Source organism: Amycolatopsis echigonensis (genome assembly GCF_014174495.1).
In the GTDB taxonomy this organism is placed as follows: Bacteria; Actinomycetota; Actinomycetes; order Mycobacteriales; family Pseudonocardiaceae; genus Amycolatopsis; species Amycolatopsis echigonensis.
In genome coordinates this window covers 1-25603 of sequence record NZ_JACJHR010000088.1, presented here as the reverse complement: position 1 = coordinate 25603, position 25603 = coordinate 1, and the positions used below count along the sequence as shown (strand labels likewise).

At 69.6% G+C, this 25603-nt stretch carries 22 protein-coding genes; 12 read left to right on the top strand and 10 right to left on the bottom strand.

The window, feature by feature from the left end:
• Positions 1-40 precede the first annotated feature (40 nt).
• The 4 genes from H5411_RS38575 to H5411_RS38560 are packed head-to-tail and all read left to right on the top strand — an operon-like array spanning position 41 to position 5761.
• Positions 41-1006, top strand: a complete 966-nt coding sequence (locus H5411_RS38575) for an ABC transporter ATP-binding protein (protein ID WP_183126644.1) — start codon at positions 41-43, stop codon at positions 1004-1006.
• Positions 1003-1932, top strand: a complete 930-nt coding sequence (locus H5411_RS38570) for a dihydrodipicolinate synthase family protein (RefSeq protein WP_183126643.1) — start codon at positions 1003-1005, stop codon at positions 1930-1932. Before H5411_RS38575 ends, H5411_RS38570 begins: the two co-directional genes overlap by 4 nt.
• Entirely contained in the window at positions 1932-3938 is a 2007-nt protein-coding gene (locus H5411_RS38565; RefSeq protein WP_183126642.1) for a beta-galactosidase, read from the top strand. Before H5411_RS38570 ends, H5411_RS38565 begins: the two co-directional genes overlap by 1 nt.
• On the top strand, positions 3935-5761 hold the full coding sequence (locus tag H5411_RS38560) for a sialidase family protein (RefSeq protein WP_183126641.1): 1827 nt from the start codon (positions 3935-3937) through the stop codon (positions 5759-5761). The genes H5411_RS38565 and H5411_RS38560 overlap by 4 nt, the downstream gene beginning before the upstream one ends.
• A gap of 41 nt (positions 5762-5802) precedes the next feature.
• Here H5411_RS38560 and H5411_RS48670 read toward each other — a convergent pair whose 3' ends face one another.
• The 3 genes from H5411_RS48670 to H5411_RS38550 form a co-directional block, all read right to left on the bottom strand.
• Positions 5803-6081 carry a TSUP family transporter gene (locus H5411_RS48670; RefSeq protein ID WP_281377542.1) on the bottom strand — a complete coding sequence of 93 codons (279 nt, stop codon included), beginning with the start codon at positions 6079-6081 and terminating at the stop codon, positions 5803-5805.
• A complete protein-coding gene (locus H5411_RS38555; protein WP_312878698.1) occupies positions 6000-6527 on the bottom strand; it encodes a sulfite exporter TauE/SafE family protein in 528 nt (175 codons plus the stop codon). Before H5411_RS38555 ends, H5411_RS48670 begins: the two co-directional genes overlap by 82 nt.
• Positions 6528-6774: 247 nt before the next feature.
• The gene (locus H5411_RS38550) at positions 6775-7521 is read right to left on the bottom strand and encodes a GntR family transcriptional regulator (RefSeq protein ID WP_183126640.1); all 747 of its coding nucleotides are present in this window, start codon (positions 7519-7521) and stop codon (positions 6775-6777) included.
• Positions 7522-7615: 94 nt separating this feature from the next.
• Between H5411_RS38550 and H5411_RS38545 the strand changes: the two genes are divergently transcribed.
• The gene (locus tag H5411_RS38545; protein ID WP_183126639.1) at positions 7616-7765 is read left to right on the top strand and encodes a hypothetical protein; all 150 of its coding nucleotides are present in this window, start codon (positions 7616-7618) and stop codon (positions 7763-7765) included.
• A 34-nt stretch (positions 7766-7799) separates the two neighbouring features.
• On the opposite strand, the gene H5411_RS38540 is transcribed toward H5411_RS38545, so the two are convergent.
• A complete protein-coding gene (locus H5411_RS38540; protein WP_101438804.1) occupies positions 7800-8564 on the bottom strand; it encodes an SGNH/GDSL hydrolase family protein in 765 nt (254 codons plus the stop codon).
• A 127-nt stretch (positions 8565-8691) separates the two neighbouring features.
• Between H5411_RS38540 and H5411_RS38535 the strand changes: the two genes are divergently transcribed.
• The gene (locus H5411_RS38535) at positions 8692-9891 is read left to right on the top strand and encodes a glycosyltransferase (protein ID WP_183126638.1); all 1200 of its coding nucleotides are present in this window, start codon (positions 8692-8694) and stop codon (positions 9889-9891) included.
• A 207-nt stretch (positions 9892-10098) separates the two neighbouring features.
• On the opposite strand, the gene glgC is transcribed toward H5411_RS38535, so the two are convergent.
• The 4 genes from glgC to H5411_RS38515 form a co-directional block, all read right to left on the bottom strand.
• Positions 10099-11316 (bottom strand): glucose-1-phosphate adenylyltransferase, encoded by a 1218-nt coding sequence (gene glgC, locus H5411_RS38530; RefSeq protein WP_183126648.1) that lies wholly within the window; start codon positions 11314-11316, stop codon positions 10099-10101.
• On the bottom strand, positions 11313-12470 hold the full coding sequence (gene glgA / locus H5411_RS38525) for a glycogen synthase (protein ID WP_183126637.1): 1158 nt from the start codon (positions 12468-12470) through the stop codon (positions 11313-11315). Before glgA ends, glgC begins: the two co-directional genes overlap by 4 nt.
• Positions 12471-12536: 66 nt before the next feature.
• Positions 12537-13298, bottom strand: a complete 762-nt coding sequence (locus H5411_RS38520; protein ID WP_183126636.1) for a putative protein N(5)-glutamine methyltransferase — start codon at positions 13296-13298, stop codon at positions 12537-12539.
• Positions 13295-13789, bottom strand: coding sequence for a universal stress protein (locus H5411_RS38515; RefSeq protein ID WP_101438800.1), 495 nt, complete (start codon positions 13787-13789; stop codon positions 13295-13297). Before H5411_RS38515 ends, H5411_RS38520 begins: the two co-directional genes overlap by 4 nt.
• A 198-nt stretch (positions 13790-13987) precedes the next feature.
• Here H5411_RS38515 and H5411_RS38510 point away from each other — a divergent pair, with 198 nt between their 5' ends.
• Positions 13988-16060, top strand: a complete 2073-nt coding sequence (locus tag H5411_RS38510; protein ID WP_101438799.1) for an AMP-binding protein — start codon at positions 13988-13990, stop codon at positions 16058-16060.
• 1 nt (position 16061) lies between these two features.
• On the opposite strand, the gene H5411_RS38505 is transcribed toward H5411_RS38510, so the two are convergent.
• Entirely contained in the window at positions 16062-19610 is a 3549-nt protein-coding gene (locus tag H5411_RS38505; protein ID WP_183126635.1) for a tetratricopeptide repeat protein, read from the bottom strand.
• 72 nt (positions 19611-19682) lie between these two features.
• Positions 19683-20567 (bottom strand): LysR family transcriptional regulator ArgP, encoded by an 885-nt coding sequence (locus tag H5411_RS38500; RefSeq protein WP_183126634.1) that lies wholly within the window; start codon positions 20565-20567, stop codon positions 19683-19685.
• Positions 20568-20607: 40 nt separating this feature from the next.
• Here H5411_RS38500 and H5411_RS38495 point away from each other — a divergent pair, with 40 nt between their 5' ends.
• The 5 genes from H5411_RS38495 (at position 20608) to H5411_RS38475 (ending at position 25566) form a co-directional block, all read left to right on the top strand.
• Positions 20608-21243, top strand: coding sequence for a LysE/ArgO family amino acid transporter (locus H5411_RS38495; protein WP_183126633.1), 636 nt, complete (start codon positions 20608-20610; stop codon positions 21241-21243).
• Between the two features lie 70 nt (positions 21244-21313).
• Entirely contained in the window at positions 21314-21766 is a 453-nt protein-coding gene (locus tag H5411_RS38490; protein ID WP_101438796.1) for a MarR family winged helix-turn-helix transcriptional regulator, read from the top strand.
• 46 nt (positions 21767-21812) lie between these two features.
• On the top strand, positions 21813-22610 hold the full coding sequence (locus H5411_RS38485) for an ABC transporter ATP-binding protein (protein ID WP_183126632.1): 798 nt from the start codon (positions 21813-21815) through the stop codon (positions 22608-22610).
• Positions 22570-23391: an ABC transporter permease gene (locus tag H5411_RS38480; RefSeq protein WP_183126631.1), complete on the top strand. Its 822-nt coding sequence runs from the start codon at positions 22570-22572 to the stop codon at positions 23389-23391. Before H5411_RS38485 ends, H5411_RS38480 begins: the two co-directional genes overlap by 41 nt.
• A 45-nt stretch (positions 23392-23436) precedes the next feature.
• Positions 23437-25566, top strand: coding sequence for a transglycosylase domain-containing protein (locus H5411_RS38475; protein ID WP_183126630.1), 2130 nt, complete (start codon positions 23437-23439; stop codon positions 25564-25566).
• Positions 25567-25603 lie beyond the last annotated feature (37 nt).

The window sequence follows — 25603 nt, the reverse complement described above, 5'->3', positions numbered from 1 at the left end:
CCCCATCGACCAGCGTGAAACTCCTTGCGGAGGTGTCGACATGAGTCTCGTCGAGGTCGACGGCGTCCACGTGGTGCACAAGATCCGCGGTTCCAGCCTGTTCGGGCACGACCGCGTGTATGCGCTCACTGACGCCACCCTCACCATCGCGAATGGCGAAACCGTCGGTGTGGTCGGGGAATCCGGCTGCGGAAAGTCCACTTTGGCCAAGGTGCTGGTCGGGCTTCAAAAGCCCACTTCCGGCACGGTGCGCTACGCGGGCCAGCCGCTGTCCGCGCTTCGCCCGGCCGAACTCGGCCGGACCGTCGGCATGATCTTCCAGGATCCGTCGACCGCGCTGAACCGGCGGCTGCCCGTTTCGAAGATCCTGCGCGACCCGCTCGACGTGCACCAGATCGGCACCGCCGAGGAGCGCGGCAAACGGGTCCGGGAGCTGATGAACCTCGTCGGGCTGCCGTCCAGTGTGGCCGACGCGCTGCCGTCGCAACTGTCCGGCGGACAGCGGCAGCGGGTGGCGATCGCCCGCGCGCTCGCCCTGCGGCCGGCGTTGCTGGTGGCCGACGAGCCGACGTCCGCTTTGGACGTTTCGGTGCGTGCGCAGATCCTCAACCTGTTGCTGGAACTGCGCGAACAGCTCGAGCTGGCGATGGTGTTCGTGTCGCACGACATCCAGACCGTGCGCCGGATGAGCGACCGCATCGTGACGATGTACCTCGGCCGGATCGTCGAACAGGCACCGGCCGCCGAACTGCCGCACCACGCGCATCACCCGTACACGCGGGCGCTGTTCTCGGCGACGCCGAGCCTGCTGCACCCGGTCGAACCGATCGTCCTCAGTGGACCCGTGCCCTCGGCGACCGCGCCGCCGCCCGGCTGCCCATTCCACACCCGCTGCCCGAAAGCCACCGAAGAATGCTCCCTGGCCTTGCCACCGCAGTCCGGGCCGGACGAGCACACCTACCGCTGCATCCATCCCGAGATCACGACCGGAGTGACCGCCTCATGACTGCGCCCAAGTTCGCCGGCATCATCCCGCCGCTGTGCACGCCGTTCCACGACGACTTCACCGTGGACACGGCGTCGCTGCGGCGGCACATCGAATTCCAGCTCGACGCCGGCGTGCACGGGATTTTCGTGCTCGGATCGTCCAGCGAGGTCGCCTTCCTCCCCGACGACCAGCGCCGGATCACCGTCGAAACCGCGGTCGACCAGGTCGCCGGACGGGTCCCGGTGCTCGCCGGCTGCATCGACATGACGACCCTGCGCGTCGCGGAGCACGTCAAGACCGCCGAAGCGGCCGGCGCGGACGCCATCGTGGTGACCGCGCCGTACTACACGCGAACGCACGTCGCGGAGATCGACCGGCACTTCCGGCTGCTGCACGAGCGGACATCGCTGCCGATTTTCGCCTACGACATCCCGGTCGCCGTGCACTCGAAGCTCGACCGCGACATGGTGCTGACCCTCGCCGCGGACGGCGTGCTCGCCGGGCTCAAGGATTCCAGCGGCGACGAGGCCGGGTTCCGGATGGTGCTGCAGCAGCGGCGCGAACGCGGGCTCGAGCAGTTCGCCGTCTTCACCGGCTCCGAACTGCTCGTCGACGCCGCGCTCGCGCAGGGCGCGGACGGTGCGGTGCCGGGACTCGGAAACGTCGACCCGGTCGGCTATGTGCTGATCTACGACCACTTCCGCGGCGGCAACCTGCAGGCCGCGCGGCGCGAGCAGGAACGGCTGCTGACGCTGTTCAGCATCACTGACGTGGCGCCGCCGAACCGGATGGGCCGCGGTTCGGCCGCGCTCGGCGCGTTCAAGGCGTCGATGAAGATGCGCGGATTTATCGACAACGCGGTGATGGCACCGCCGCAACTCCCCCTCAACGACGACGAACTGCTGCAGATCAAGGGAAAGCTGGCGGAAGCGGGGCTCCTCTGATGGACCGGCTGTACTACGGCGGGGACTACAACCCCGAGCATTGGTCGCCCGACGTCTGGGCGGAAGACCTGAAACTGATGGCCGAGGCCTCGGTTTCGATGGTGACTGTCGGGATTTTCTCCTGGGCGCAGGTCGAACCGCGACCCGGGGAATTCGAGTTCGGCTGGTTCGACACGGTGATGGACAACCTCGCCGCAGGCGGCGTCCGGGCCTGTCTCGCCACCATGACGGCCTCGCCGCCGCCCTGGCTTTCCCATCAGTATCCGGAAATCCTGCCGGTGCGCGCGGACGGCACGCGGCTGTCCGCCGGTGCGCGACAGCAGTTCTGCCCGTCCAGTCCGGTATTCCGCGAGCACGCCGCTCGGCTGGTGGAGCAGGTCGCTGCTCGGTACGCCGGGCATCCGGCGCTGGAAATGTGGCATATCGGCAACGAATTCGGCTGTCACATCCGCGCCTGCTACTGCGAGGAGTCCGCAGTGGACTTCCGGCGCTGGCTCACCGAACGCTACGGCAGCGTCGAGGCGTTGAACGAAGCCTGGAGCACGACGTTCTGGTCCCAGCGGTATTCCGACTTCGCCGAGGTGCAGCCGCCGCGCATCGCGCCGACCTTCCCGAACCCGGCACATCAGCTGGATTACCACCGGTTCTCCTCCGACGCGTCGCTCGGCTGTTATCTCAACGAGCGCGAAGTGCTCGCCCGGATCACGCCCGACGTCCCGGTGACCACGAACTTCGTCGGCCTGGTGCAGAAGTCGCTCGACTGGAACAAGTGGGTTCCGCACGAGGACGTCGTGAGCCTCGACTCCTACCCCGATCCGTACGATCCGCGCGGGCACCTGGAAGCGGCCTTCGCCTACGACCTCGTCCGGGCCATTAAGGACGGGCAGCCGTGGCTCCTGCTGGAGCAGGCGCCGAGCGCGGTGAACTGGCGGACCCGCAACAGCCCGAAGCCGCCGGGGACGATGCGGCTGGGCAGCTGGCAGGCCGTCGCGCGCGGCGCGGACGCGGTGCTGTTCTTCCAATGGCGGCAAACTCCCGGCGGGGCCGAGAAGTTCCACTCCGCCATGGTGCCGCACGGCGGTCCGGACACCCGCACGTTCCGCGAGGTGCGTGACCTGGGTCAGGAACTGGCGTCGCTGCCCCAGCTGGCGGACAGCCGGGTGAAGGCCGACGTCGCGATCCTGCACGACTGGAACAGCTGGTGGGCGCTGGAGCTGAACTCGCACCCGTCGGACGACCTCAGCCAGCTCGACGCGCACCTGGCGCACTACGCGCCGCTGTTCGACGCGAACGTCACCTGCGACGTCGTGCACCCGTCGCGCGACCTGTCCTCCTACCGGCTCGTCGTGGCACCCAATCTGTACCTGATGGACAGTGCGGTCGCGGCCAACCTCCGCTCCTATGTGGAGGGTGGCGGACATCTGGCGGTGTCCTTCTTCTCCGGCATCGCGGACGAGAACGACCGCGTCTACACCGGCGGTTACCCCGCTCCGCTGCGCGACATCCTCGGCTTGCGCGTCGACGAATTCTGGCCGCTCCCCGAAGGCGGTTCCACGACTCTCGACCTCGACGGGGTCTCCGTTGGCGCGACGATCTGGTCCGAATGGATCGAGGCCGAGGGCGCGGAGGTCGTGGCCACCTTCGCCGAAGGCCCGCTGGCCGGTCGCCCCGCGGTCACGCGGCACGAGTTCGGCTCCGGCGTCGCGTGGTACCTCGGCACCCGGCCGGAAGCGGACGTCATGCGCACTCTCTTCGACCGGATCACCGCCGACGCCGGAGTTTCGCCGGTGCTGCCCGGGCTGCCGGACGGTGTCCAGGCGGTCGTGCGGCACGGTTCCGACGACTATCTCTTCCTGCTCAACCACAACGCCGAAGCCGTGACCGTTTCCCTGCCTTCGCCCGGCACGGATTTGCTCGCCGATCCCGCTCAGCCATCGTCCGAAGTGGAATTGGCCGCGCACGGCGTGGCCGTCCTTTCCGGACAGTTCGGAACGGAGACCAGATGAGAACCGCCCTTCGCGTGCTGCTGGCGTTCGTGCTGCTGGCTTTCCTCGCCCCGTCGCCGGCCCAAGCCGCCCCGCGGTTCGACCAGCAAGCGCTGTTCAATCCGCATCAGGAAACCGGCTACGCGTGCTTCCGCATCCCGGCGATCGTCCGCAGCACGCACGGGACCCTACTGGCCTTCGCCGAAGGCCGCAAGAACAACTGCGGCGACACCGGGGACATCGACCTGGTGCTGAAGCGGTCGACCGACGGCGGCACCACCTGGTCGCCGCTGCAAGTGGTGAACCGCGGCGGCGGGGACACCCACGGCAACCCGGTGCCCATTGTGGACACTAAGACCGGCCGTATCGTCTTGATCACCACGTACAACAAGGGCCGCACCGACGACAAGGGCTGCGACGTCCCGTGCCCGCGCACCCCGCACTCGCAGTACAGCACCGACGACGGCCGGACGTGGTCCACGCCGGTCGACATCAGCGCGCAGGCGAAGCTTCCCGCGTGGGATTCCTGGTACGCCTCGGGACCAGTGCACGGAATCCAGCTCCAGCACGGCCGGCACGCGGGCCGGCTCGTCTTCGGAGTGAACGCCGAACGCAGTGACGGCACCAATTCCGTCGAAAACTACGCTGGTCTCATCTACAGCGACGACGGCGGTTCCTCCTGGCACGTCGGCGCGGTCGACAACTACCTGCATCCCGTAGGCGGCACCTTCACGCAAAAGCCGTCGGAAGTCAGTGTGGTGGAACTGCCGGACGGCACCATCTACGCCGGAGGCCGCGAACAAAGCGGCACCGACATCGGCAACCGCGACTACGCGTTGAGCCGGGACGGCGGCGAGACGTTCTCCCAGCGCTTCACCGCCATCCCCGACCTCGTGACGCCGATGGTGCAAGGCTCGCTGCTGCGCCTGGACCGTCCCGGCGGCAAGCGGATCCTGTTCGCCTCCCCCGCCGACACCGACCGGCGGCGCTGGATGACCATCCGTTCGTCCTATGACGACGGCCGCACCTGGGAGAACGCCGACCAGGGCACCCGGATCACGACGGACTGGTCAGGGTACTCCGACCTGGTCCAGCTCAGCGGCCCGCAAGACAAGAACGCGAAGATCGGCCTGATGTACGAGGGCGGCGCAGTGGACGCCCGCGACGAGATCCGGTTCGCTCGCTTCGACGAGAACTACCTCGGCTGGAAGCGGTCGCCGGGAGTGTCCACTCCGGACGTCGCGAGTGGACAGCCAGCTCGGGTGCTCGGCGACGCCAGTTCCGTGCCCGGCAAATTCGGCCAGGCGCTGCAGCTGACGAATGCCTTCGTGCGCGTCCCCTATTCGCCGGCGCAACTGGTCGGTTCCGGCGACTTCACGTTCTCCACCTGGGTGAAATACGGTGCTTCGAAGGACCCGCAAGCCCTCCTGTGGCTCGGCGGCATGGGTTCGACCGCACCGCAAATGTGGTTGCGCGCCGAACCGTCGTCGCACCGGCTGATCGCGATGATGACCACCGCGGCCGGAAGCAAGTCGGTCACTACGCAGTCGGCGTACGACGATCAGACCTGGCACCACGTGGCGCTCGAGCGATCCGGCGGCCAGCTCCGCATCCTGGTCGACGGCGCGGTTGCGGCGTCCGGACCGGACTCCCCCGGCTCGGTCACCCAGACCGTCTCGTTCCAGCTGTGGCTGGGCGAACGCCTGGACGGCGCGCAGCACCTGTCCGGTTCGCTGGACGATGCGCGTCTCTACCGCCGCGCCCTCTCCACCGCGGAACTCACCGCCGTCCGTGCCGGGAAACCAGTCCCGGGAACGGTGATGGAGCTCCCCTTCGACCGGTAATTCCGGTGAAGCCGGGTGGTTCCCTCCGGAGCCACCCGGCTTCAGCCGTGCAACGCGAGATACGGCGCGATCCCGACCAGCACCGCGACGAGCGCCGCCTTGAGGGTCTTGGTCGGCAACGCGTGCGCGATCCGCCAGCCGATCAACACGCCCGCCAGCTCCGGAATCCCGACGATCGCCGCCAGCCGCCAGTCGACCGCTCCGTGCACGACGTAGCCGAGCGTGCCGACGCTGGCGATCACCACCGACTGCACCTGCGCCGCGGCGAGCGCCCCGAGCACCGGCATCCCCGCGACGACCAGCAACGGCACCGCCAGCATCGGCCCGCCCACGCCGACCAGCCCGGCCACCACCGCGACCCGGCCCCGATCGCTCCCGCGACCGGCGTCCCGACCGCCCGCTCCCGTCCCTTCAGCCCGACGAACACCGCCACCACGAGCGCGAACCCGCCGAGCACGATGCCGAACGCCTGGGTGGACACCCAGGAGTTCAGCAGCACCCCCAGCGGAGTCCCGACTATCGCGGCCGCCGCGAGAATTCCCGCTACCCGCCGGGTTCCGGGCTCCCGCAACTGTCCGGAGTGGACGAACGCGGCGCTGCCGAGGATTCCGGTGGCCACGTGCGTAACGATCGCCGTCCCGGCGATCTGGGCCGGGGTGAGCGAGGTGAAGACGAACAGTCCGACCGTCGCGAGCACCCCGCCGGGTCCGACCGCTGTGATGCCGATCCCGGCCAGCAGCCCGGTGACGACGAGCGCGGCGATCACCTCGGCCACCTCCGGAAGCCGCCGTCCCGACGAACCGAACCGCGCACAGCCCGCCGCCGGAAACCGCGGCCTGCCAATCGAATCACTCCCACCTGGGCACCCCCTCGAACGGCCGCACCCGCCCGTCCGGAAACTGCGACCCCGGCCAAGCCACCCGCGAGCACCGCACCAGCACCCGATCGCTTCTCCGTGCGAGCCCTCGCGAGCGTTTGCGCCGGTGAGAACCGGCGTGGCCGCTCATGACGCTTCAGCACGCGCCTGCCGCCTGCCCGCCTGGTCCACGGTGCAGTGTCGCCCGCAAGGTGAGCCGGTCCGCGCGGATGTGCAGCCATTCCGCGTCGACCGGGCGTCCGTCCGGCAGCCGGGTCAACCGGTCCAGGGCGAAGACCGCGGTCCCCGGCGCGATGTCCAGCAGCGCGGCCGTATCCGGCCCGGCAGACACCGCGTGCACTTCCACTTCCGCCCGCCCTAGCCGGATGCCGTTCGTCTCCTCCAGCAGCGCGAACAGGTCCCGGTGCGCCAAATCCTTCCCCAGCAACGGAATCCCCAGATCCGCCACCAGATAGGTCGAGTCCAGGGACAACGGCGCCCCGCCCAGCCGTCGGACGCGCTCCAGATGGACGACCTTCTCCCCCGCTGCCAGGCCGAGGCGTTCCGCCACCGAGGGCGGCGCGGCGACCGTCCCGGCCGTGCGCACCTCGTTCACGACCTCGCCGTGTCCCTCGAGCGCCTCCGCCAGACCGGTCAACTGGTCGAGCCCGTGCCCGTATTTCGGGCGCACGACAAGCGTCCCGACACCCTGCCGACGTTCGACGAGCCCTTCGTCCCGCAGCAGGCCGAGCGCTTCCCGCACGACGTTCCGCGACGCGCCGAACCACTCGCCCAGCTCGCGTTCGCCCGGAAGCAGTTCGCCGACCTCGCCCGCGACGATCCGCTGTCGCAGGCCGTCGGCCACCTGCCGGGCCCGTTCCGCCCTTCGCTGCGTAGTCACCACGTCGGCGACGCTACCGGGATTGTGATTACGCCGAGGTTACGCCACACCCATTGACCTGCGGAAACGCCATGAGCAGCGACGATGAGCGGCCCCGTTGACCGTTCCGCCACCACGAAGGGAAGGGAACGCCACCTTCGTCGGTGTCCTGCTGGACTCCGGGTTCACCGGCACCGCGGTCGAAGAAGGCGGCGTGCGCGAGCAGACCGGCACCGCTGCCGAGCGCGAAGAAGCCCGGCAGCGGTGACTGGATCATGGCCCTCAGCCCGCGCGGCGACCGGTCAGCAAATGCTTCCCAGGCTCGACGTCCAGCCCCACCACATCCCGTACTCGGCGAGGTTCCCGGCGTCGTTCAGGTGCACGTTGTCCGCCAGCCACGGGCTCGGGTTCGGCAAGTTCGCCGCCCCCGCGGGCGGGATGTACTGCCGCAGATCGACGAGCGCCGTCCCCTTGGCGACCGCCGTGTCGTAGATCGCCGAGGCGTACTGCGACCAGAAGTACTTCTGCGTCTGCCCGCCCCACGGGTTGGGCGTCCACTTCAGCTCGGCGTAGATCGACAGCAGGATGTCCACGCCGGGACGCGCCGCGCGGATGTTGTCGATGACCTTGCCGAGGTTCGCCTTGAACACCGCCGGGTCGGTCTGCGAGATCAGTTCGTTGCCGCCGAGGTCGACGAGCACGAGGTCGGGCTGGCGCTGGGTGAGGTCGGCCAGCGCGCCGGTCGTGTCGGGCCAGCGGCCGCCGGGGAGGTAGTCGGTGGCCATCGCGCCGTTGTGCGCGTAGTTCTTCGTGGTGGTGTTCCACTGCGCGTGGAGGTCGTTGGCGATTTTCGTGGTCCAGCCGTAAGTGGTCGGCGCGTAAGTGTCCGAAGCGGACTGGTAGCCCGTGGTGCCGTAACCGGTGTCGGCCGACGTGCCGAGGATCGCCACCTGGTCCTTTTTGGTGCACCAGGTGCTCGTCTGACCAGCGTCGGCGGCGACCGCGGGGGACATCGCGATGCCGAAGCCGACCAGGGTCAGCAATGCCGCGATACGGGATCTTCGCATGAGGACCGGACCTTTCCGGGGAGAGATGATCTGCGGATGTGTCGGCGCCGCGCCCCCGCGCGTTACCAGTGTGCGCAAACCGAAATCGGGATGCGGGCAACGTCACGGTTCTGGCAGTCTCGGCGGGGTGAAGATCTTGTTCGCGTCCGCCCCCGGATACGGGCTCACGCTTCCCCTGATCCCGGTCGTCTGGGCCGCTCGCGCCGCCGGGCACGAGGTGCTGCTCGCCACCACCGCCGAGATCGCCGAGGTGTCCGCGCGCGCCGGGTTGCCGGTCGCCGACGTCTTCCCCGGCCGCGACATCTGGACCGACCTGCTGGCGACCGTCAAGGACGGCGCCGCCCCCGACCCGGACGAACCCGAGGAGTACCGGCTCGCGCGGCAGCACCAGGGCCCGTTCGGGCTTTTCACCGCCGCGATGACCGCGGGCACGATCGAGGCGGGCCGCGCGTTCGGCGCGGACCTGGTCGTCTACCCGTCCGACCACGGGGCCGGCCCGCTCGCCGCGGCAGCGCTCGGGGCGCCCGCGCTCGAGGTCGGCAACCGGATCTCGTGGTCGGCCCGGGACACGTCCTGGCGCACCGAACACGACGATTTTCTCGGCGGCGAGCTCGTCGCGCTGATGCGCGAAAAGCTCGGCATCGGCGACGCGCCGCCGAACGTCATCGCCCGGATCGACCCGCGCGCGCCAAGCATGGGCGGCCTGCGCGCGGACGAGGAACACCTCGACGAACGCGACGGCGCGCCTTGGTGGCCGATGCAGTTCGTGCCCTACAACGGCGGGTCAGTGCTGCCGGAGTGGGTCTTGCGGAAGCCTGACCTGCCTCGGGTCGCCGTCACGCTGGGCACCGTCGTCCCGGCGATGACCGGGGTCAGCAGCCTGAAGGTGGTGCTGGACGCGCTCGGCGGGATGGACGTCGAGGTCGTGCTGGCCGCGGGCACCGCTGATTTGAGCGAACTGGGCGAGCTCCCGGAAAACGTCCGGTCGGTGGGGTATTTGCCGCTGTCGGTGTTCCTGCCGGGGTGTTCGGCGATTGTTCATCACGGCGGGTCGGGGACTACTGCCGCGCCGTTGTTCTACGGGGTGCCGCAGCTGGTGCTGCCCAGTTTCGCGGACAATCCGATGTCGGCGGAACGGGTGGTCGAGCGGGGCGTGGGGCTGAGCCATGATCCGTCCACTGTGGATGTCGCCACGGTGCGGAAGCTGGTTTCGCGGTTGCTCGAGGAGGAGTCGTTTCGGCGGGCGGCGGAGGAGGTTCTGGGGGAGATGAGGGGGCAGCCTAGTCCGGCTGAGGTTGTGGCGCGTGCCGTCGCGGTCCTCCGTTGAGGTGGCGGGTTCCGTTTAGGGATGTTGCGTGGGGGCACCCCGAAGCCCGAGTGTGCTGACGGTCTGGGGGTGCTTGTCAAGGCGGGAAAGATGCCTTGACAAGCACCCCCAGACCGCAGAGGAGGCTTAGTATCGGGGTGCGGGGGAGGTGTGGGTGCCTCGATTGTTGGGTGCGCGGGTGCGGCTGGGGTTTGGGTTGGGGCTGGGCTAGATAGCGGTTTCTCCTTTGCCCAGCACGACAATCCCGAAGTCGCTTACGTGGTAGTGGCCGCGGTCCCTCGACAGGTCCACCCCGATGTGCGCGCCGGGCGGGACGACGACGTTTTTGTCCAGGATCGCGCGTCGTACTACCGCGCCGCGGCCGACTCGGGCGCCGTCCAGCAGAACTGAGCCTTGTACTACCGCGCCGTTCTCCACGAAGACGTCCGGCGACAGCACTGAATCCACCACCTGTGCGCCGGAAATGATGCAGCCGTTGCTGACGATCGACTGCGTCGCCGTGCCGCCTTCCACGAATTTCGCCGCCGCGCGTTGGCCGGGGTGGGCCAGGATCGGCCATTTCCGGTTGTACAGGTTGAAAATCGGCTGCGTCGAAATCAGATCCGTGTGCGCGTCGTAGTAGCTGTCGATCGTTCCGACGTCGCGCCAGTAGCCGTGGTCCCGGTCGGTTTCGCCGGGTACTACGTTGCCGTTGAAGTCGTAGACCGCCGCCTCGGATTTTTCCACCAGCGCCGGGATGATGTCGCGGCCCATGTCGTGTTTGGACGCCGGGTTCTTGGCGTCCGCGTGCAGCGCGTCGAGCATCACCTGCGTGGTGAACACGTAATTGCCCATCGACACGTACGATTCGTCCGGCGAATCCGGCAGGCCGGGCGGGTCCTCGGGTTTCTCCAGGAACGCGTCGATCTTGGTGCCGTCCTCGGTGCTGATCACGCCGAACGAACGGGCCTCCGCGCGCGGCACGCGGATTCCGGCGACCGTCACGCCCGCTCCGGACGCGATGTGCGCGTCGATCATCTGCCGCGGGTCCATCCGGTAGATGTTGTCCGCGCCGAACACCGCGATGTACGCGGGCGATTCGTCGTGCACCAGGTTCAAGCTCTGGTGGATCGCGTCCGCGCTGCCCTGGAACCAGCGCGGGCCCAGCCGCTGCTGCGCGGGCACCGGCGTGACGTACTCGCCGGTCAGGGACGACAACCGCCACGTCGTCGAAATATGGCGGTCCAGCGAGTGCGATTTGTACTGCGTCAGCACGCAGATCCGGCGGATCCCGCCGTGCACCAGGTTGGACAGCACGAAGTCGATCAGCCGGTGCACGCCCCCGAACGGGACCGCGGGTTTCGCGCGGTCGGTGGTCAGCGGCATCAGCCGTTTGCCCTCGCCGCCGGCGAGGACGATCCCCAGCACATCGGATCCGTCGATCACGAAACCCTCCCGCACGCCTCGTAAACCTCGACCGTCGCGGCGGCGATCGCTGGCCAGCCGAACTCTCCCACCGCACGGTCCCGTCCGGCGAGGCCCAGCCGGGTGGCGCGGGCGCGATCGGCGGCCAGGTCGTTGATCCCGCGCGCGAGCCCGGCCTCGAAAGCGCCGGGCTCGGTCTCGTCGTAATGCACCAGGACCCCGGTCTCGCCGTCGGCGACCACCTCCGGGATGCCGCCGACGTCGCTGGCCACCACCGCGGTGCCGCACGCCATCGCTTCCAGGTTCACGATGCCGAGCGGCTCGTACACCGACGGGCACACGAACACCAGCGCGTGCGTGAGCAGCTGGACGACTTCGGGCCGCGGCAGCATCTCCGGGATCCAGTGCACGCCGGACCGTTTTTCCTGCAAGTCCGCGACCAGACCGCGGAACTCCGCGTCGAGCTCCGGCGTGTCCGCTCCGCCCGCGCACAGGATCAGCTGCACGTCCTCGTCCAACGCGGCCCCGGCACGCACGAGATGCGGCACGCCTTTCTGCCGCGTGATCCGTCCGACGAACAACGCGTACGGCCGCTTCGGGTCGACGCCGTGCTTCTCGAGCACGTCGGTGCCCGGATCGGGTTGGTACAGCTCAGTGTCGATGCCGTTGCGCACCACGTGCACCCGCGCCGGGTCAACGTTCGGGTACGCGGCGAGCACGTCGCGCCGCATGCCGGAGCTGACCGCGATGATCGCGTCCGCTGCCTCGTAGGCGTCGCGCTCGATCCACGACGACACCCGGTAGCCGCCGCCGAGCTGCTCAGCCTTCCACGGTCGCAGCGGTTCGAGCGAGTGCGCGGTGATGACGTGCGGGATGCCGTGTGCGAGCTTCGCCAGATGGCCGCCGAGGTTCGCGTACCAGGTGTGACTGTGCGCGAGGTCGTGACCGGCGAGCGCGTCGGCCATCGAGACCGCGATGTCCATGGTGGCGAACGCGGGCTGGGCGTACCCGTGCGCGTCGCGGTGCCCGTGTGCGCCGTCCGGGCGATCGGGACCCCAGCAGTGCACGTCCAGGTCGACCAGCGACCGCAGTTCCCGCGCGAGGAACTCGACGTGCACCCCCGCTCCCCCGTACACGTCCGGCGGGTACTCCCGGGTGAGCAGGCCGACCTTCATGCGTCGACCCTAGACGCCCCCACCGGACGCACGCAGTACGGAAAGCGGGCGAATCCGGTTCGCCGCTCAGTGTTCGCGCTGTCCTACCACGACTGTTGCGCCGAGTTCGTCATCTTCTTCCACCGACGCGACCAGCCCCGCCTTGCGCAGTTCGGCCGTCGCGGCCGCGGCTTGGCGTTCGCTCGCCTCGAAAAGCACGTGCCCGCCGGGAGCGAGCCACGCCGGAGCCTCCGCGACGACGCGCCGGAGCACGTCGAGACCGTCAGCTCCCCCGTCGAGCGCGACGCGGGGTTCGTGGTCGCGCGCCTCGGGCGGCATGAGCGCGACCTCGTCGGTCGGGACGTACGGGACGTTCGCGATCAGCACGTCCACCCGGCCGCGCAGCCGCTGCGGAAGCGGGGCGTAGAGATCGCCTTGGTAAACGTCACCAGGCACGTTCTGCCGGGCACAGTCGACCGCGGCGGGCTCGACGTCCGCCGCGTGCAGCTCGATCCCGGGCACCTCGGCCGCGACCGTCGCACCCAGCGCACCGGAGCCGCAGCACAGATCGAGCACCACTGCCTGCTCGTGCGCGAACCCCACAGCCAGCCGGACGAGCAGTTCGGTGCGGTGCCGGGGCACGAAGACGCCCGGCGCGACGACGAACCGGCGGCCGGCGAACTCCGCCCAGCCGAGGATGTACTCCAGCGGTTCCCCGGCGACCCTCCGCGCGACCATCGCGGCCACATCGCCCGATTGGCCCAGCAGGAGCCGGGCCTCGTCCTCGGCGAAAACGCATCCGGCGGCGCGCAGGCGCGCGACGACCTCCTCGAAAGCTCCGTCGCTCACGGAACCACGACGACCGGCCAGGTCGCGGCGCGCACCAGCCGGTTGCCGACCGAGCCGACGAGCCGGTGCCCGCCCTGCTCGGACGCGCCGACCACGACCATGTCGGCGTTCGCCTCCTGCGCGGCCTGGCGCAGTTCGGGGAAGGTCTCGCCGCGGCGGACCACGAACGTGACCGGGACCTGCAGGTCGGCCGCCCGGTCCCGCAGCTCCGCGCGCAGCTGCTCGATCTCTTCTTCGAAAGTCTGCTGCTGCACGTCGACGACCGCGGACGCGGCGAGCCCGGTCCACACCGTCGGCGCGGCCACGTACACCACGACCAGCCGCGCGCGCTGCCGCCGGGCGAGGCCGCCGCCGTAGGCCGTCGCCCGCAGCCCGGTCGGCGACGTGTCCGCTCCGACCAGGATCACGCGCGGTCCGTCGGTGCCCCGTTCGTACGGGCCGGGATCCCAGCTGGGCCCGTATTCCTCGACCAGTTGCTCCACCCGGCCCATTATGTCCGGGACGCCGGAACCCGCCGGGTCGCGTCCGTCACCTCGGACGAAACCCGGGAAGAAAATTCCCACCCAGATGGATTTGCGTCCGTTCGGAGTACCCCAGGCGCGCTTCGGCTGGTAGCGTCCCCGCAACCTGAACACGCGTCCGGGAAGGACCGGGGAGCCCACACGCGTGCGGCGGCGAGGCGGATCGCGATGCGAGACGATGTGGTCGAGGCGAGTGCGGTGGTCGGGCACCCGCCCGAACAGGTGTGGCAGATCGTCGGCAGCCCGGAGTTGTACCCGAGGTTCGTCCCGGCGATCAGCTGGTGCGAGGTCACGGTGCCGGCCGAACGGGGCCGCGGGCCGCACTGCCTGATCCGGCTGGCCCCGGACCGGGAAACCCTGGTCGAGGGCACCATTCACGCGGCGGTGTACCGGCCGGGCGAGCACGTCGTCTGGTGCGGGCTGCCGGACGAGCGGACCTGGGTGTCGGTCGAACTGCGCCCGGTCGCGCGCGGCGGCACCGAGATCGTGCTGCGGATGATGCTCCCGTCGCTGCCGCCGGACCACGCGGGCCTCCTTGCCCGCGGCACGGCGAAAGGCCTGCTCAGACAGCTGGCGAAGCGGATCGGGCAACAGCTGTCCGGGCTGCCGGGCGACCCGCCGGAGCACGAGCCGGCCACTGCCCTGCGCACGGCGAACACGCTGGTCCGCGCGGGCGTGCTGGCCGCAGGACGGCCGGACAAAATGGTCAAGCAGCTCAGTTCGTTCGCACGCTGGGGCGCGACGCTGGCCGGCGGTTATCTCGCCGCGACCGCGCGCGGGGCCGACGACATCGCGGTGCACGACGAACGCAACACGCGCACGTTCGGCGAGATCGACGAGCGCAGCAACCAGCTGGCCAACGCTCTGGCCGCGCTCGGCGTGGAAGCCGGTTCACAGGTCGCGTTGATGTGCCGCAACCACGCGGCGATGGTCGAGGCGTTCGTCGGATGCAGCAAGCTCGGCGCCGACGTCGTCCTGCTCAACACCGGCCTCTCCCCCGCCGCCGTCGAGGAAGTCCTCACGCAACACCCGCCCGCCGCGGTCCTGGCCGACGACGAGTTCGCGCCGATCATCGCGTCGGTGCCCGGCGAATTCCCGCGCGTGAGCACGTGGGACGACGCCGACCAGGGCTACCGCACGCTCGACGAGCTGCTCCAGGACGCGCCGGTGACCCGGCCGAAACCGAGCGAACGCGAGGGCCGGATCGTCGTGCTGACGTCGGGCACCACGGGTGCGCCGAAGGGTGCGCGCCGTCCGACGCCGAAGGGCGTGAGCACGTCGGCGACCGTTTTGTCGCGAATCCCGTTGCGGGCCAGGGACAAGATCGCCGTGGCGGCCCCGCTGTTCCACAGCTGGGGGCTGGCCGCGATGCAGCTCGGCATGGCCTTGCGGGCGGAGCTGTCGCTGATCCGCCGGTTCGACGCGGAGCAGACGCTGCGCACGATCGCCGAACACCGCTGTGACGCGCTGTTCGCGGTGCCGATCATGCTGCAGCGGATCCTCGATCTGCCCGAACGCGTGCGCAACCGGTACGACCTGTCGTCGCTGCGGATCGTGGCGAGCAGCGGGTCGGCGATGCCGGGCGCGTTCGTGACGTCGTTCATGGACACCTTCGGCGACGTCCTCTACAACTTCTACGGCTCCACCGAGGTGTCCTGGGCGAGCATCGCCGACCCGGCCGACCTGCGCGCCGCGCCGACGTCCGCGGGCCGCTGCCCGCCGGGCACCCGGGTCGCGATCCTGGACGACGACCGCCGCCCGGTCCCGCCCGGCGACGAGGGCCAGATCTTCGTCGGCAACGACATGCTGTTCGACGGCTACACCAACGGTTCCAGCGTCCCCCGAGCCCACGACCTGATGGCGACGGGCGACGTCGGTTACCAGGACGCGTCCGGACGGCTGTTCGTCACCGGCCGCGCCGACGAGATGATCGTGTCCGGCGGCGAGAACGTCTTCCCGCGTCCGGTCGAGGAAGCCCTGGCCGCGCTGCCGGGCGTCTCGGACGCGGCCGTGGTCGGCGTCCCGGACGACGAATACGGCCAGCGCCTCGCCGCGTATGTCGTGCTCCGCCGCGGCGCACGCATGCACGCCGAGGACGTCCGGCATTACATCCACCAGCGCCTCGCCCGGTTCGCGGTGCCGCGCGATGTCTACTTCGTGCCGGAGCTTCCGCGGAATGCCACCGGAAAGATCGTGAAGCGGCTCCTGAACGACGACCTTTGGCCGATCACGCAGGGCTGACTCAAAGCCTGGCCAGCTGCCCGCGCGGCCCCGGGCCCGACGCCGCGGCGGTCACGCTGAACCGGCCCGGCCCGAACGTCTCCTCCCCGGTCGGGCCGGACGAGATCTGCCGGATGCTCGCGCCGAGATCCGCCTCGACCCCGCCGGGGAGCTTCAACCGGATCAGGAACGGCAGCACGAGCCCCACGACCATGAGCCCGACGAGCACCGGCGTGAGTGTCGTCAGCATGACGCCGGTGATCTTGTCGGACAAGAAGAACCCCACCCACAACGCGATCAGCGCGGCGATCCCGACGACCACCACCACGACGCTGCCCGCCGTGCTGCTCCGGGTGATCCGCAGGCTCTCCTCCATGATCTGGAGGCTGCGCTGCGCCTCGACGTTCCCCGGATCGAGTTTCACGCACCGGCGCAGATCGCGGATCGCCTTGCGCCGCTGCATCGGCTTCGCCGGGAAGTCTCCGGCGGACTCGGCCAGCTTGTACCGCGCGACGGCGGCCACGAAATACGGTTCGGCTTCCTGCGAGGCAAGGGAAATCGCCTCCTGCGCATGAGCGAGCGCGTCGGCGTGGAACTGCCTGCCTTGGGTCGCGTCACCGCGCTCGATGAGCAATTTCGCCACTGCCACCAGCAATTGCCACCGCGGCAGGTCGCAATCGCCGCGGCGCAGGGCTTGCTGCAACACGTCTTCACCCTCGACGAAGTCCCCGGCCGACCGCATGAGCGCGACCGCGAGCCCGAGACTCGCGCTCCCGTTGGCCGGATCGATCTGCTGGGCCTGCCGGAAATGCCGGGCGGCGCTCGCTCCGGACTTGCCCTCCGGATCGTCGATTCCGCGTTGCAGCTCGAGATAACCGAGTTCGACGTGCGCCTGCGCATCGTACCAATCGCGTTCCAGCGCCGCGTTCAGGTGCTTCTCGGCTTCGTCGAACCGGCCGAGCTGGGAGTAGAGCGCGCCGAGGTCGACGTAGCTGGCGTGGTTCGGGTCGAGTTCCACCGCCCGTCGGAAGTGCTGCTCCGCCTGCGCGAACTGCCGCCGCTGGTAATTCAGCACACCGAGGCAAGTGTGCGCGGCGTGGTATCGATTGTCCTTCTCCAACACGGAAAAACACAGCTTCTCCGCTTCTTCGCGATGCTGCGGCGTGGCCTGCCGGACCAGGCACCAGGCGAGACCGAACTGGTAGTCAACGCTGTCCGGCTCTTTCTCGCACGCGGCGCGGAACCGTTCCTCCGCGGCCGGATAATCCCCCGCGGCGAACCGGATCCAGCCCGATTGCGCCGCGGTTTCGGCTTCCTCGCCGGAATCCCGGGCGTCGGCCCGCAGCAGAGCGAGCTGCTGGCCGGCTTCGTCCAGTCGGCGGCTGTCGTGGTAAATCCAGACGAGTTCCTCGCGCAGCGAACGGCTCCACGGCATACGTTCCAGCGCCTCGGCGACGCCGCGCTCCGCCTCATCGAACCGGCGCAGCGACCGGAGCGCGGCCGACCGTCCGGTGATCGCCTCGACGAGGAACGGATCGATCCGCAGCGCCCGGTCGAACCAGCCGAGACTCTCCTCGTACTTGAGTTGCGCGTCGTGCAGCAGGCCCATCTCCACCAGCAGGTCCGGTTCGTCCGGACGCCGCTCGATCGCCTCCTCGGCCGCCGCTTCGGCCTGCTCGAACCGGCCGACATACCCCAATGCGGTTACTCGCCATTTCAGCGCCTCCGCGTCGAGCGGGTCCGCCTCGACGGCCTGCCGGAGGCTGTCGAGAGACTGCTCGAAATGCCCCTCGTCATCCAGCAGGAAAGCCCGTTCCACCAGCACGCCGGGTTCGTCCGGGCAGAGGGCGAATGCTTGGCTGAGCACCGCGCGGGCTTCGTCGAACCTCCGCAGCCGGCGAAGCGCGGCCGCGTGCAGGCACAGCACTTCGGCATCCCGCGGATCCACCTCCAGCGCCCGCTCGTACCACCGGATCGCCTCCGGGACGTTCTCGTGGCCGCGGCAGAGCGCCGCCATCCGCTGGATGGCGGGCACGTTGTCCGGTTCCTGGTCGAGGACCGCCCGCACGCTGGCCTTCGCCTCCTCGAACCGCCGGAGCCGGTCGTACACCGACGATTCGGCCAGCAACGCCCAGACATAGCCCGGCTCCAGGTCCCGCGCCTGGCGGAAGCAGGCGAGCGCCTCCTCGAACCGGAACCTGTCTCCGGCGACCCAGCCGCGAAGCACCCAGCGACCGGGATCCTCCGGGTTGCGGTCGGTTGCCTCCCGCGCGACCTCCTCGGCCGCGTCGAACCGCCGCAGCCGGCGAAGCGCGAAGACCCGGTTCTCCAGCGCACCGCGATTTCCCGGGTCGACGGCGGCTGCCCGCTCAGCCCAGCTCAACGCCTCCTCGAACCGGTAACGATCCTCGGCCACCTCGCCCGCCTCCAGCAGGCAACCCATGTCGTCCGGGTACTGCTCGACCGCCTCCCGCGCGGCAGCCTCCGCCTCGGCGAACCGCCGCAGCTTCCGCAGCAGGCCCGTCCTCGACAGCAGCGCGAGTTTGTCCCGCGGCTCGACCGCCAGGGCGCGGCCGACCCAGTCCAGCGCTTCCTCGAGGCGAGACTGGTCCTCGGCCAGCGCGCCGCCCTCCGTCAGCAGATCCGGGTCGTCCGGCCGGATCTCAAGTGCCTCCCGCAGTGCGGTCTCGGCGTCGTCGAACCTTTCCAGCAGGCGCAGTCTCCGCACCCGCCACCAGAGCGTCCCGCCGTACCGCGGAGCGATCTCCAGTGCCCGTTCGTACCAGGTCAGCGCCTCCTCGCCGCGGTCGCGCTGCTCGTCCACCCAGCCCCTCGCGAGCCACAGTCGCGGCTCGCGAGGACGCAGCTCGATCGCCGCCTTCACCGCGGCCTCCGCCTCGTCGCTCCGCCCCAAGCAGGACAGCCTGTTCACCCTCAACCGCAACGCCCACTCGTTGCGCGGATCGACCTCCAGCGCGCGCTCGTGCCAGGCCAGCGCTTCCTCCTCGCGGTCGCGCTCGCCCTCCATCCAGCCCATCGTCGCCAACGGCTGAGGGTCGCCTGGGTGTTCGTCGATCGCCCGCAGACCAGCTTCCTCGGCTTCGTCGAACCGCTTCAGCGAAGCCAGCGTCAACACTTGCCAGTGCTTCGTGTCGACGCGTCCGGGATCGGCCGCCAACGCCTGTTCGAAGAGCGGCAGCGCGCCGGCCCAGTCCTCCTGGTCGCAGCACACTCGCGCCCGCGCGTGCAGGATCTCCGCGTCATCCGGGAATCGGGCCAGCCCTGCTTCCGCCGCTTTTTCGGCCGCCTCGAACCGGCGGAGCCGGCTCAACGCCGCCACCTGCCACGCCACCGCCAGCGCAGGAGCCTCCGGGCAGTGCACCGCGCGTTCGAAGGACTCCAGCGCAGCTTCCCGGCGGTACTGGATCAGCTGCACCTTCCCCAGCGCGATCCACCGCGCCGGGTCGTCCGGGAATTCCCGCACCGCCCGGCGGCCCAGTTCCTCGGCCTCGTCCAGCTTCCAGTCGTCGCTCAGCCGGTCGATCGCCTTGGCGGTGGCCGGTTCCGTCACTGGAGTTCCTTCCCTCGAAAAGCCCGCGCACAGCATGCCCGGTTTGGGCGCTGCTGTCTGCCGATCCGCCGTTTACGGACCCAGCGCGCGCCCAGCCGCCCTCCCCACTGCCTCCGCCACTGCGGCCAGCGAGGGCGAGTCGAGCTTCCACTGCTGCCAGTACAACGCCACGTCCACCGCCCGGTCCGGCGCGAGATCCGCCAGTTCCCGATCGGACAACTGCAGTTCCGGCACCATTCCCCAGCCCAGCCCGGCCGCCACCGCGTCCACAAAGGACACTGACGCCGGGATGTAGTGCCGGACCCGGCTCGGCAGCTTGCGGCGGGTCAGCCGGCGCAGGAACCGGTCCTGCAGATCGTCTTTCCGGTCGAACAGCACGGCGGGCGCGGCAGGCAGCCGCTCCGCCAGCGAGCCTCCGTCGAGCCAGCGCCGCACGAACTCCTCCGACGCCACCGCCCGGTACCGCATCGTGCCGAGGCGACTGACCGTGCAGCCCTGCACCGGCTGCGGCGTCGCTGTGATCGCAGCCATCACCAACCCCTCGCGCAGCAGGGCCGCGGTGTGGTCCTGGTCATCGCTGCGCAGGTCGAACGAGACCGGCGGCTCGGCGGGGACCTCTTCGAGCGCGGACAGGAACCAGGTGGCCAGCGAGTCCGCGTTGACCGCGATGGGCAGCGTCGTCGGCTGGCCGGAACCGCCGAGGCCCAGCTCCGCGCGCGTGTCCGCTTCGAGCCGCGTCAGCTGCCGCGCGAACCGCACCAGCACCTCGCCGGATTCGGTGAGCCGCACGGGTTTCGACCGCAGCACCAGCACCCGGCCGATCCGCTGTTCCAGCGCTTTCACCCGCTGACTCACCGCGGGCGGCGTCACGTGCAGGACCGCCGCGGCACGGTCGAACGACTGCTCGTCCACCACCGCGAGCAACGTGCGGACCTGGTCGAGCGGGAGATCGGACATCACGATCGCTTATCTTAGTTCAGAATCTTTACCTGGAATAATGCTCGCGAGCCCTTCTAACGTCGGCGGGGTGATCGCTGCGCTCAGCGCCGGATTCGGCACCGGCATGTCCCTCATCGTCGCCATCGGCGCACAGAACGCCTTCGTGCTCCGCCAAGGACTGCGCGGCGGCCTCGTCGTGCCGGTGATCCTCGTCTGCACGCTGTCCGACGCGATCCTCATCGCCGCCGGGGTGAGCGGGATTGGGGCGGTGCTGCAGCGGTGGCCGTCGGCGATCAAGGCGATCGCGATCGTCGGCGGGCTCTTCCTGGTCGGATACGCGATCCTCGCGGCGCGCCGCGCCTTCCGTCCGGGCACGCTGACCGTCTCCCCCGCAGACCTGACCTCGCCGAAACGCACGCTCCTCACCTGCCTCGCGCTCACCTGGCTCAACCCGCACGTCTACCTCGACACCGTTCTCCTCGTCGGTTCGGTCGCGGCCGGACACGGCGACAGCCGCTGGCTGTTCGGCATCGGTGCGGTGGCCGCGAGCGCGGTCTGGTTCAGCGCGCTCGGACTCGGCGCGCGAAGGCTGTCCGACGTGTTCGCGCGTCCCGCGGCCTGGCGGATCCTGGACGGCGTGATCGCGGCGACCATGTTCGCGCTGGGCGTCACGCTGCTTGTCCAACCGGGATGAATCGGCAGACTCCCGGCGAACAGGACATTTAGCGTTGCTAATAACTCTGGGTCAGAGCTAACTTGGCAGCATGCCCGCCCCCCGGATCGACCTCGCCGAACGCGTTCTCACCGCCGTGCTGGGCGTACGCCGCGTCGTGCGCCGCCGGGCGCGGACCGCGCTGCCCGGACCGCATCTGCCGGGCTCGCAGGTGGAACTGCTGCGCGTGGTGCACCGGAACCCGGGCATCGGCGTCGCCGCGGCGGCGCGGGAGCTGAATCTGGCCGGGAATTCGGTGAGCACTCTCGTGAACGTGCTCACCGAGGCCGGCCTGCTGCGGCGCGAAGTCGATCCGGCCGACCGCCGGGCCGCGCGGCTGCAGCTCACCGACGCGGCCAAGGACCGGATGGCGGTCTGGCGGCGCACCCGCATCGGGCTGGTTTCCGCCGCGCTCGCCGAACTGTCCGAAGAGGACACTTCGGCGATCGTCGCCGCGCTGCCCGCCCTCGAACGGCTCACCGAAGCACTCAAGGAGGACGCATGAGCGCAGCTCGCACGCGAATCGGGCAACTCCGCACGGAGGCGACGGCATGAGCGAACCGGCAGTCCGCTGCACCGGATTGCGGCACTCCTTCGGCACGACCGTCGCGGTCGACGGCGTGGATCTCTCCATCGAACCCGGCGAGGTCTTCGGTCTTCTCGGCCCGAACGGTGCCGGGAAAACCACCACGATCCGGATGATCACGACGCTTTTGCCCGTCGCCGCGGAACGCATCTCCGTCTTCGGGCTCGACGTCGCCCGCCGCCGGACGGCTGTGCGCCGGCTGATCGGCTATGTCCCGCAACAGCTTTCGGCCGACGGCGCGCTCACCGGTCGCGAGAACGTATCGCTGTTCGCCCGGCTCTTCGACGTGCCGCGGGCCCAACGCGCCGCGCAGGTGGGCGAGGCGCTGGAACTGGTCGGGCTGGAGAACGACGCGGACCGCCCGGCCGGGCGCTACTCCGGCGGCATGATCCGCCGGCTGGAACTGGCGCAGGCGCTGGTCAGCTCGCCCCGGCTGCTGATCCTCGACGAACCGACCATCGGGCTCGACCCGGTGGCGCGCTCGGCGGTCTGGGAGCGGATCTCCGAGATCCGCGCCAAAACCGGGATGACCGTGCTCGTCACGACTCATTACATGGACGAGGCCGAGCAGTACTGCGACCGAGTCGCGCTGATGCACGCCGGCAAGATCCGCGCGCTCGGCACGCCGGCCGACCTCGAAGCCGGGCTCGGCCCGGAGTCCACATTGGACGACGTGTTCCGGACCGTCACCGGAAACGCGCTCGACGCAGGAGGGATCCGCGATGTCCGTGCCGCTCGCCGCACCGCCCGCCGTCTCGGCTGACCCCGGCCCGCTGGGGCAGCTGCGCGTGCTGTTCTCCCGGATCGGCGCGATGTGCCTGGTGGAACTGCAGAAGCTCCGCCGCGACCAGACCGAACTGCTCACCCGGGCGATCCAGCCCGCGCTGTGGCTGCTCATCTTCGGCGAAACCTTCACCCGGTTGCGCGCGATCCCGACCGGACCGGTGCCCTACCTCGACTATCTCGCGCCCGGCATCCTGGCCCAGTCCGCGCTGTTCATCTCCATCTTCTACGGCATCCAGATCATCTGGGAACGCGACGCGGGCGTCCTCGCGAAGCTGCTCGTCACGCCCACCCCGCGCGCGGCACTGGTGGCGGGCAAGGCTTTCGCCGCCGGGGTGCGCGCCCTCGTGCAGGCGTTCATCGTGGTGATTCTCGCCGCTTTGCTCGGCGTCGGGCTGACCGCCAACCCGCTGCGGCTGCTGGGCACCGCGGTAGCCGTCGTGCTCGGTTCGGCCTTCTTCTGCTGTCTTTCGATCGTTATCGCCGGTTTGGTGCTTTCGCGCGAACGGCTGATGGGCATCGGCCAAGCGATCACGATGCCGCTGTTTTTCGGGTCCAACGCGCTCTATCCGGTGAACCTGATGCCGTCCTGGCTCAAGGTGCTGAGCCACGCGAACCCGCTCAGTTACCAAGTCGATGCCCTGCGGGGACTCTTGATCGGCACCCCCGCGAACCTCTGGGCCGACTTCGGCGTCTTAGTGGGTGCGACCGCGCTGGCGATCGCGGTCGCTTCGGCTCTGCTGGGAAGGTTGGCTCGATGAAACACCCTCGTCCGCACACGGATTTCTCACGAGGACAGGCATAACGTGGGAACCGTGTCTCGTCGCAGGGGGATAGCCCCGTTTCTCGGATTGTGCGTGCTGGCCGGGATTCTCGTCGCGGGCACGCTGGCCCCGGTCGCAATCGGGGCCGGCGTGCTGTCCAACCAGGTCAGCGATTCGGTCGACGCCATCTCCGCCGATCTGGTGCACGCGGAGCCGCCGCTCGTCACCACGGTCACCGACCGGAACGGCGGGACGATCGCGACGCTGTACTCGCAGTACCGCATTCCGGTCACCGCGGCGCAGATCTCCCCGGCGATGAAGGCCGCGATCGTCGACATCGAGGACCGCCGGTTCTACAGCGAGGGAGGCGTCGACCCGCAGGGCATGCTGCGCGCCGCCGTGCACAACAGTTCCGGCGGGAACCTGCAGGGTGCGTCCACGCTCACGCAGCAATACGTGAAGAACTACCTCGTGAACGTCGTGGACCGCAACGACAAGGCGGCGCAGCAACGGGATCAGGAGGATTCGCTGGCGCGCAAGCTGCGCGAGGCGAAGATGGCCGTGCAGCTGAGCCAGACGGTGTCCAAGGACGACATCCTGGCCGACTACCTGAACGTGGTCGAGTACACCGGCACGGTGTACGGCGTCGGTGCCGCCGCGCAGGCGTATTTCGGGACGACGGCGGACAAGCTGACCGTGCCGCAGGCCGCTCTGCTCGCCGGAATGGTGAACAACCCCAACGTCTACAACCCGTACACGCATCCGGACAAGGCGCTCCAACGGCGCAATCTGGTGATCGATTCGATGGTGTCCGCGCGCTCGATCCCGGCGTCCTACGGGGAGACCGAGAAGGCGACCCCGCTGGGCCTCAGCGGTTCCCGGCCGCAGGCGCCGTCGAGCACGTGCCTCGGCGCGGCTCCGGACGCCGGGTTCTTCTGCGCGTACGCGGTGCACTACCTGGCGCAGTCCGGGCTCACCGCCGACCAGATCGACACCGGCGGGTACACCGTGAAGACGACCATGGATCCGCACGTGAGCCAGGTGACGAAGGACGCGGTGGACGCGAACGTGCCGACCACGCAGGACGGCGTCGCCAACACGTTCGCGGTCGTGCAGCCCGGCAGCGACGGGCACCAGGTGCTCGCGATGGTCGCGAACCGCAACTACGGCACCGATCCCGACCAGGGCGAGACGTCCACGAACATCGTCGCCGACGCGAGCAACAAGTTCGGCGCGGGTTCGTCGTTCAAGATCTTCACCTCGGCCGCGGCGATGGTCACCGGGAAGGCGGGCCTGAACACGCCGCTGCCGAACCCTTACAGCGACTGTTTCAACCCGCCCAACATGAACCGGTACACGCACTGCTATCCGGTGAGCAACGACGGCACGAACTATCCGAACCCGATCTCGCTGGCCGACGGATTGGCCACCTCGCCGAACGTCGCGTTCGTCGGCCTGGAAGCGCAAGTGGGCATGCCCGCGGTGCTCGACATGGCACGGAAACTGGGGCTGCGCACCACCATGGCGACCAACGACGCGGGCACCAAGCCGATCACCGATCCGTCCGATCCCCGGTCGAAAAACCCGCAGTACAACGAACCGCAATCGCAGTATTTCCAGAACCTGCTGTCCTTCACGCTCGGCAACAGCCCGGTCAGCCCGCTCGAAATGGCGAACGTCTCAGCCACCCTGATGAGCGGCGGCAAGTGGTGCCCGCCGGACCCGATCCTGTCCGTCACCGACCGCCACGGCCAGCCCGTTTCGCTGCAACAGCAGGCCTGCGAACAGGTGATCCCGCCCGGCGTCGCGAACACACTGGAGGCGGGCCTGAGCCAGGACACCACGAGCGGAACGTCCGCCGCCGCCGCCCGGTCGGCCGGCTGGACCCACCCGGACATCGGCAAGACCGGAACCACGCAGGAAAGCGAATCCGTCGCGTTCGTCGGCGGAGTCGACCACTACGCCGTGTCGTCCATGGTGTTCGCCGACGGCCCGCACCCCCAGGAAATCTGCCCCGGCAACCCAGTCCACCTGGGCGACTGCGGCCACGGCGCCTTCGGCGGCACGGTCGCCGCGCCGCCGTACTTCGCCGCGATGAACCAGCTGCTGGACGGACAGCCGGACGTCCCGATCCCGCCCCCGGACCCGGCCTATCTGGACGCCCACGCCTGAACCGCCGCGAACGTCTGGCTGCGAGGGGAGCCCTCCT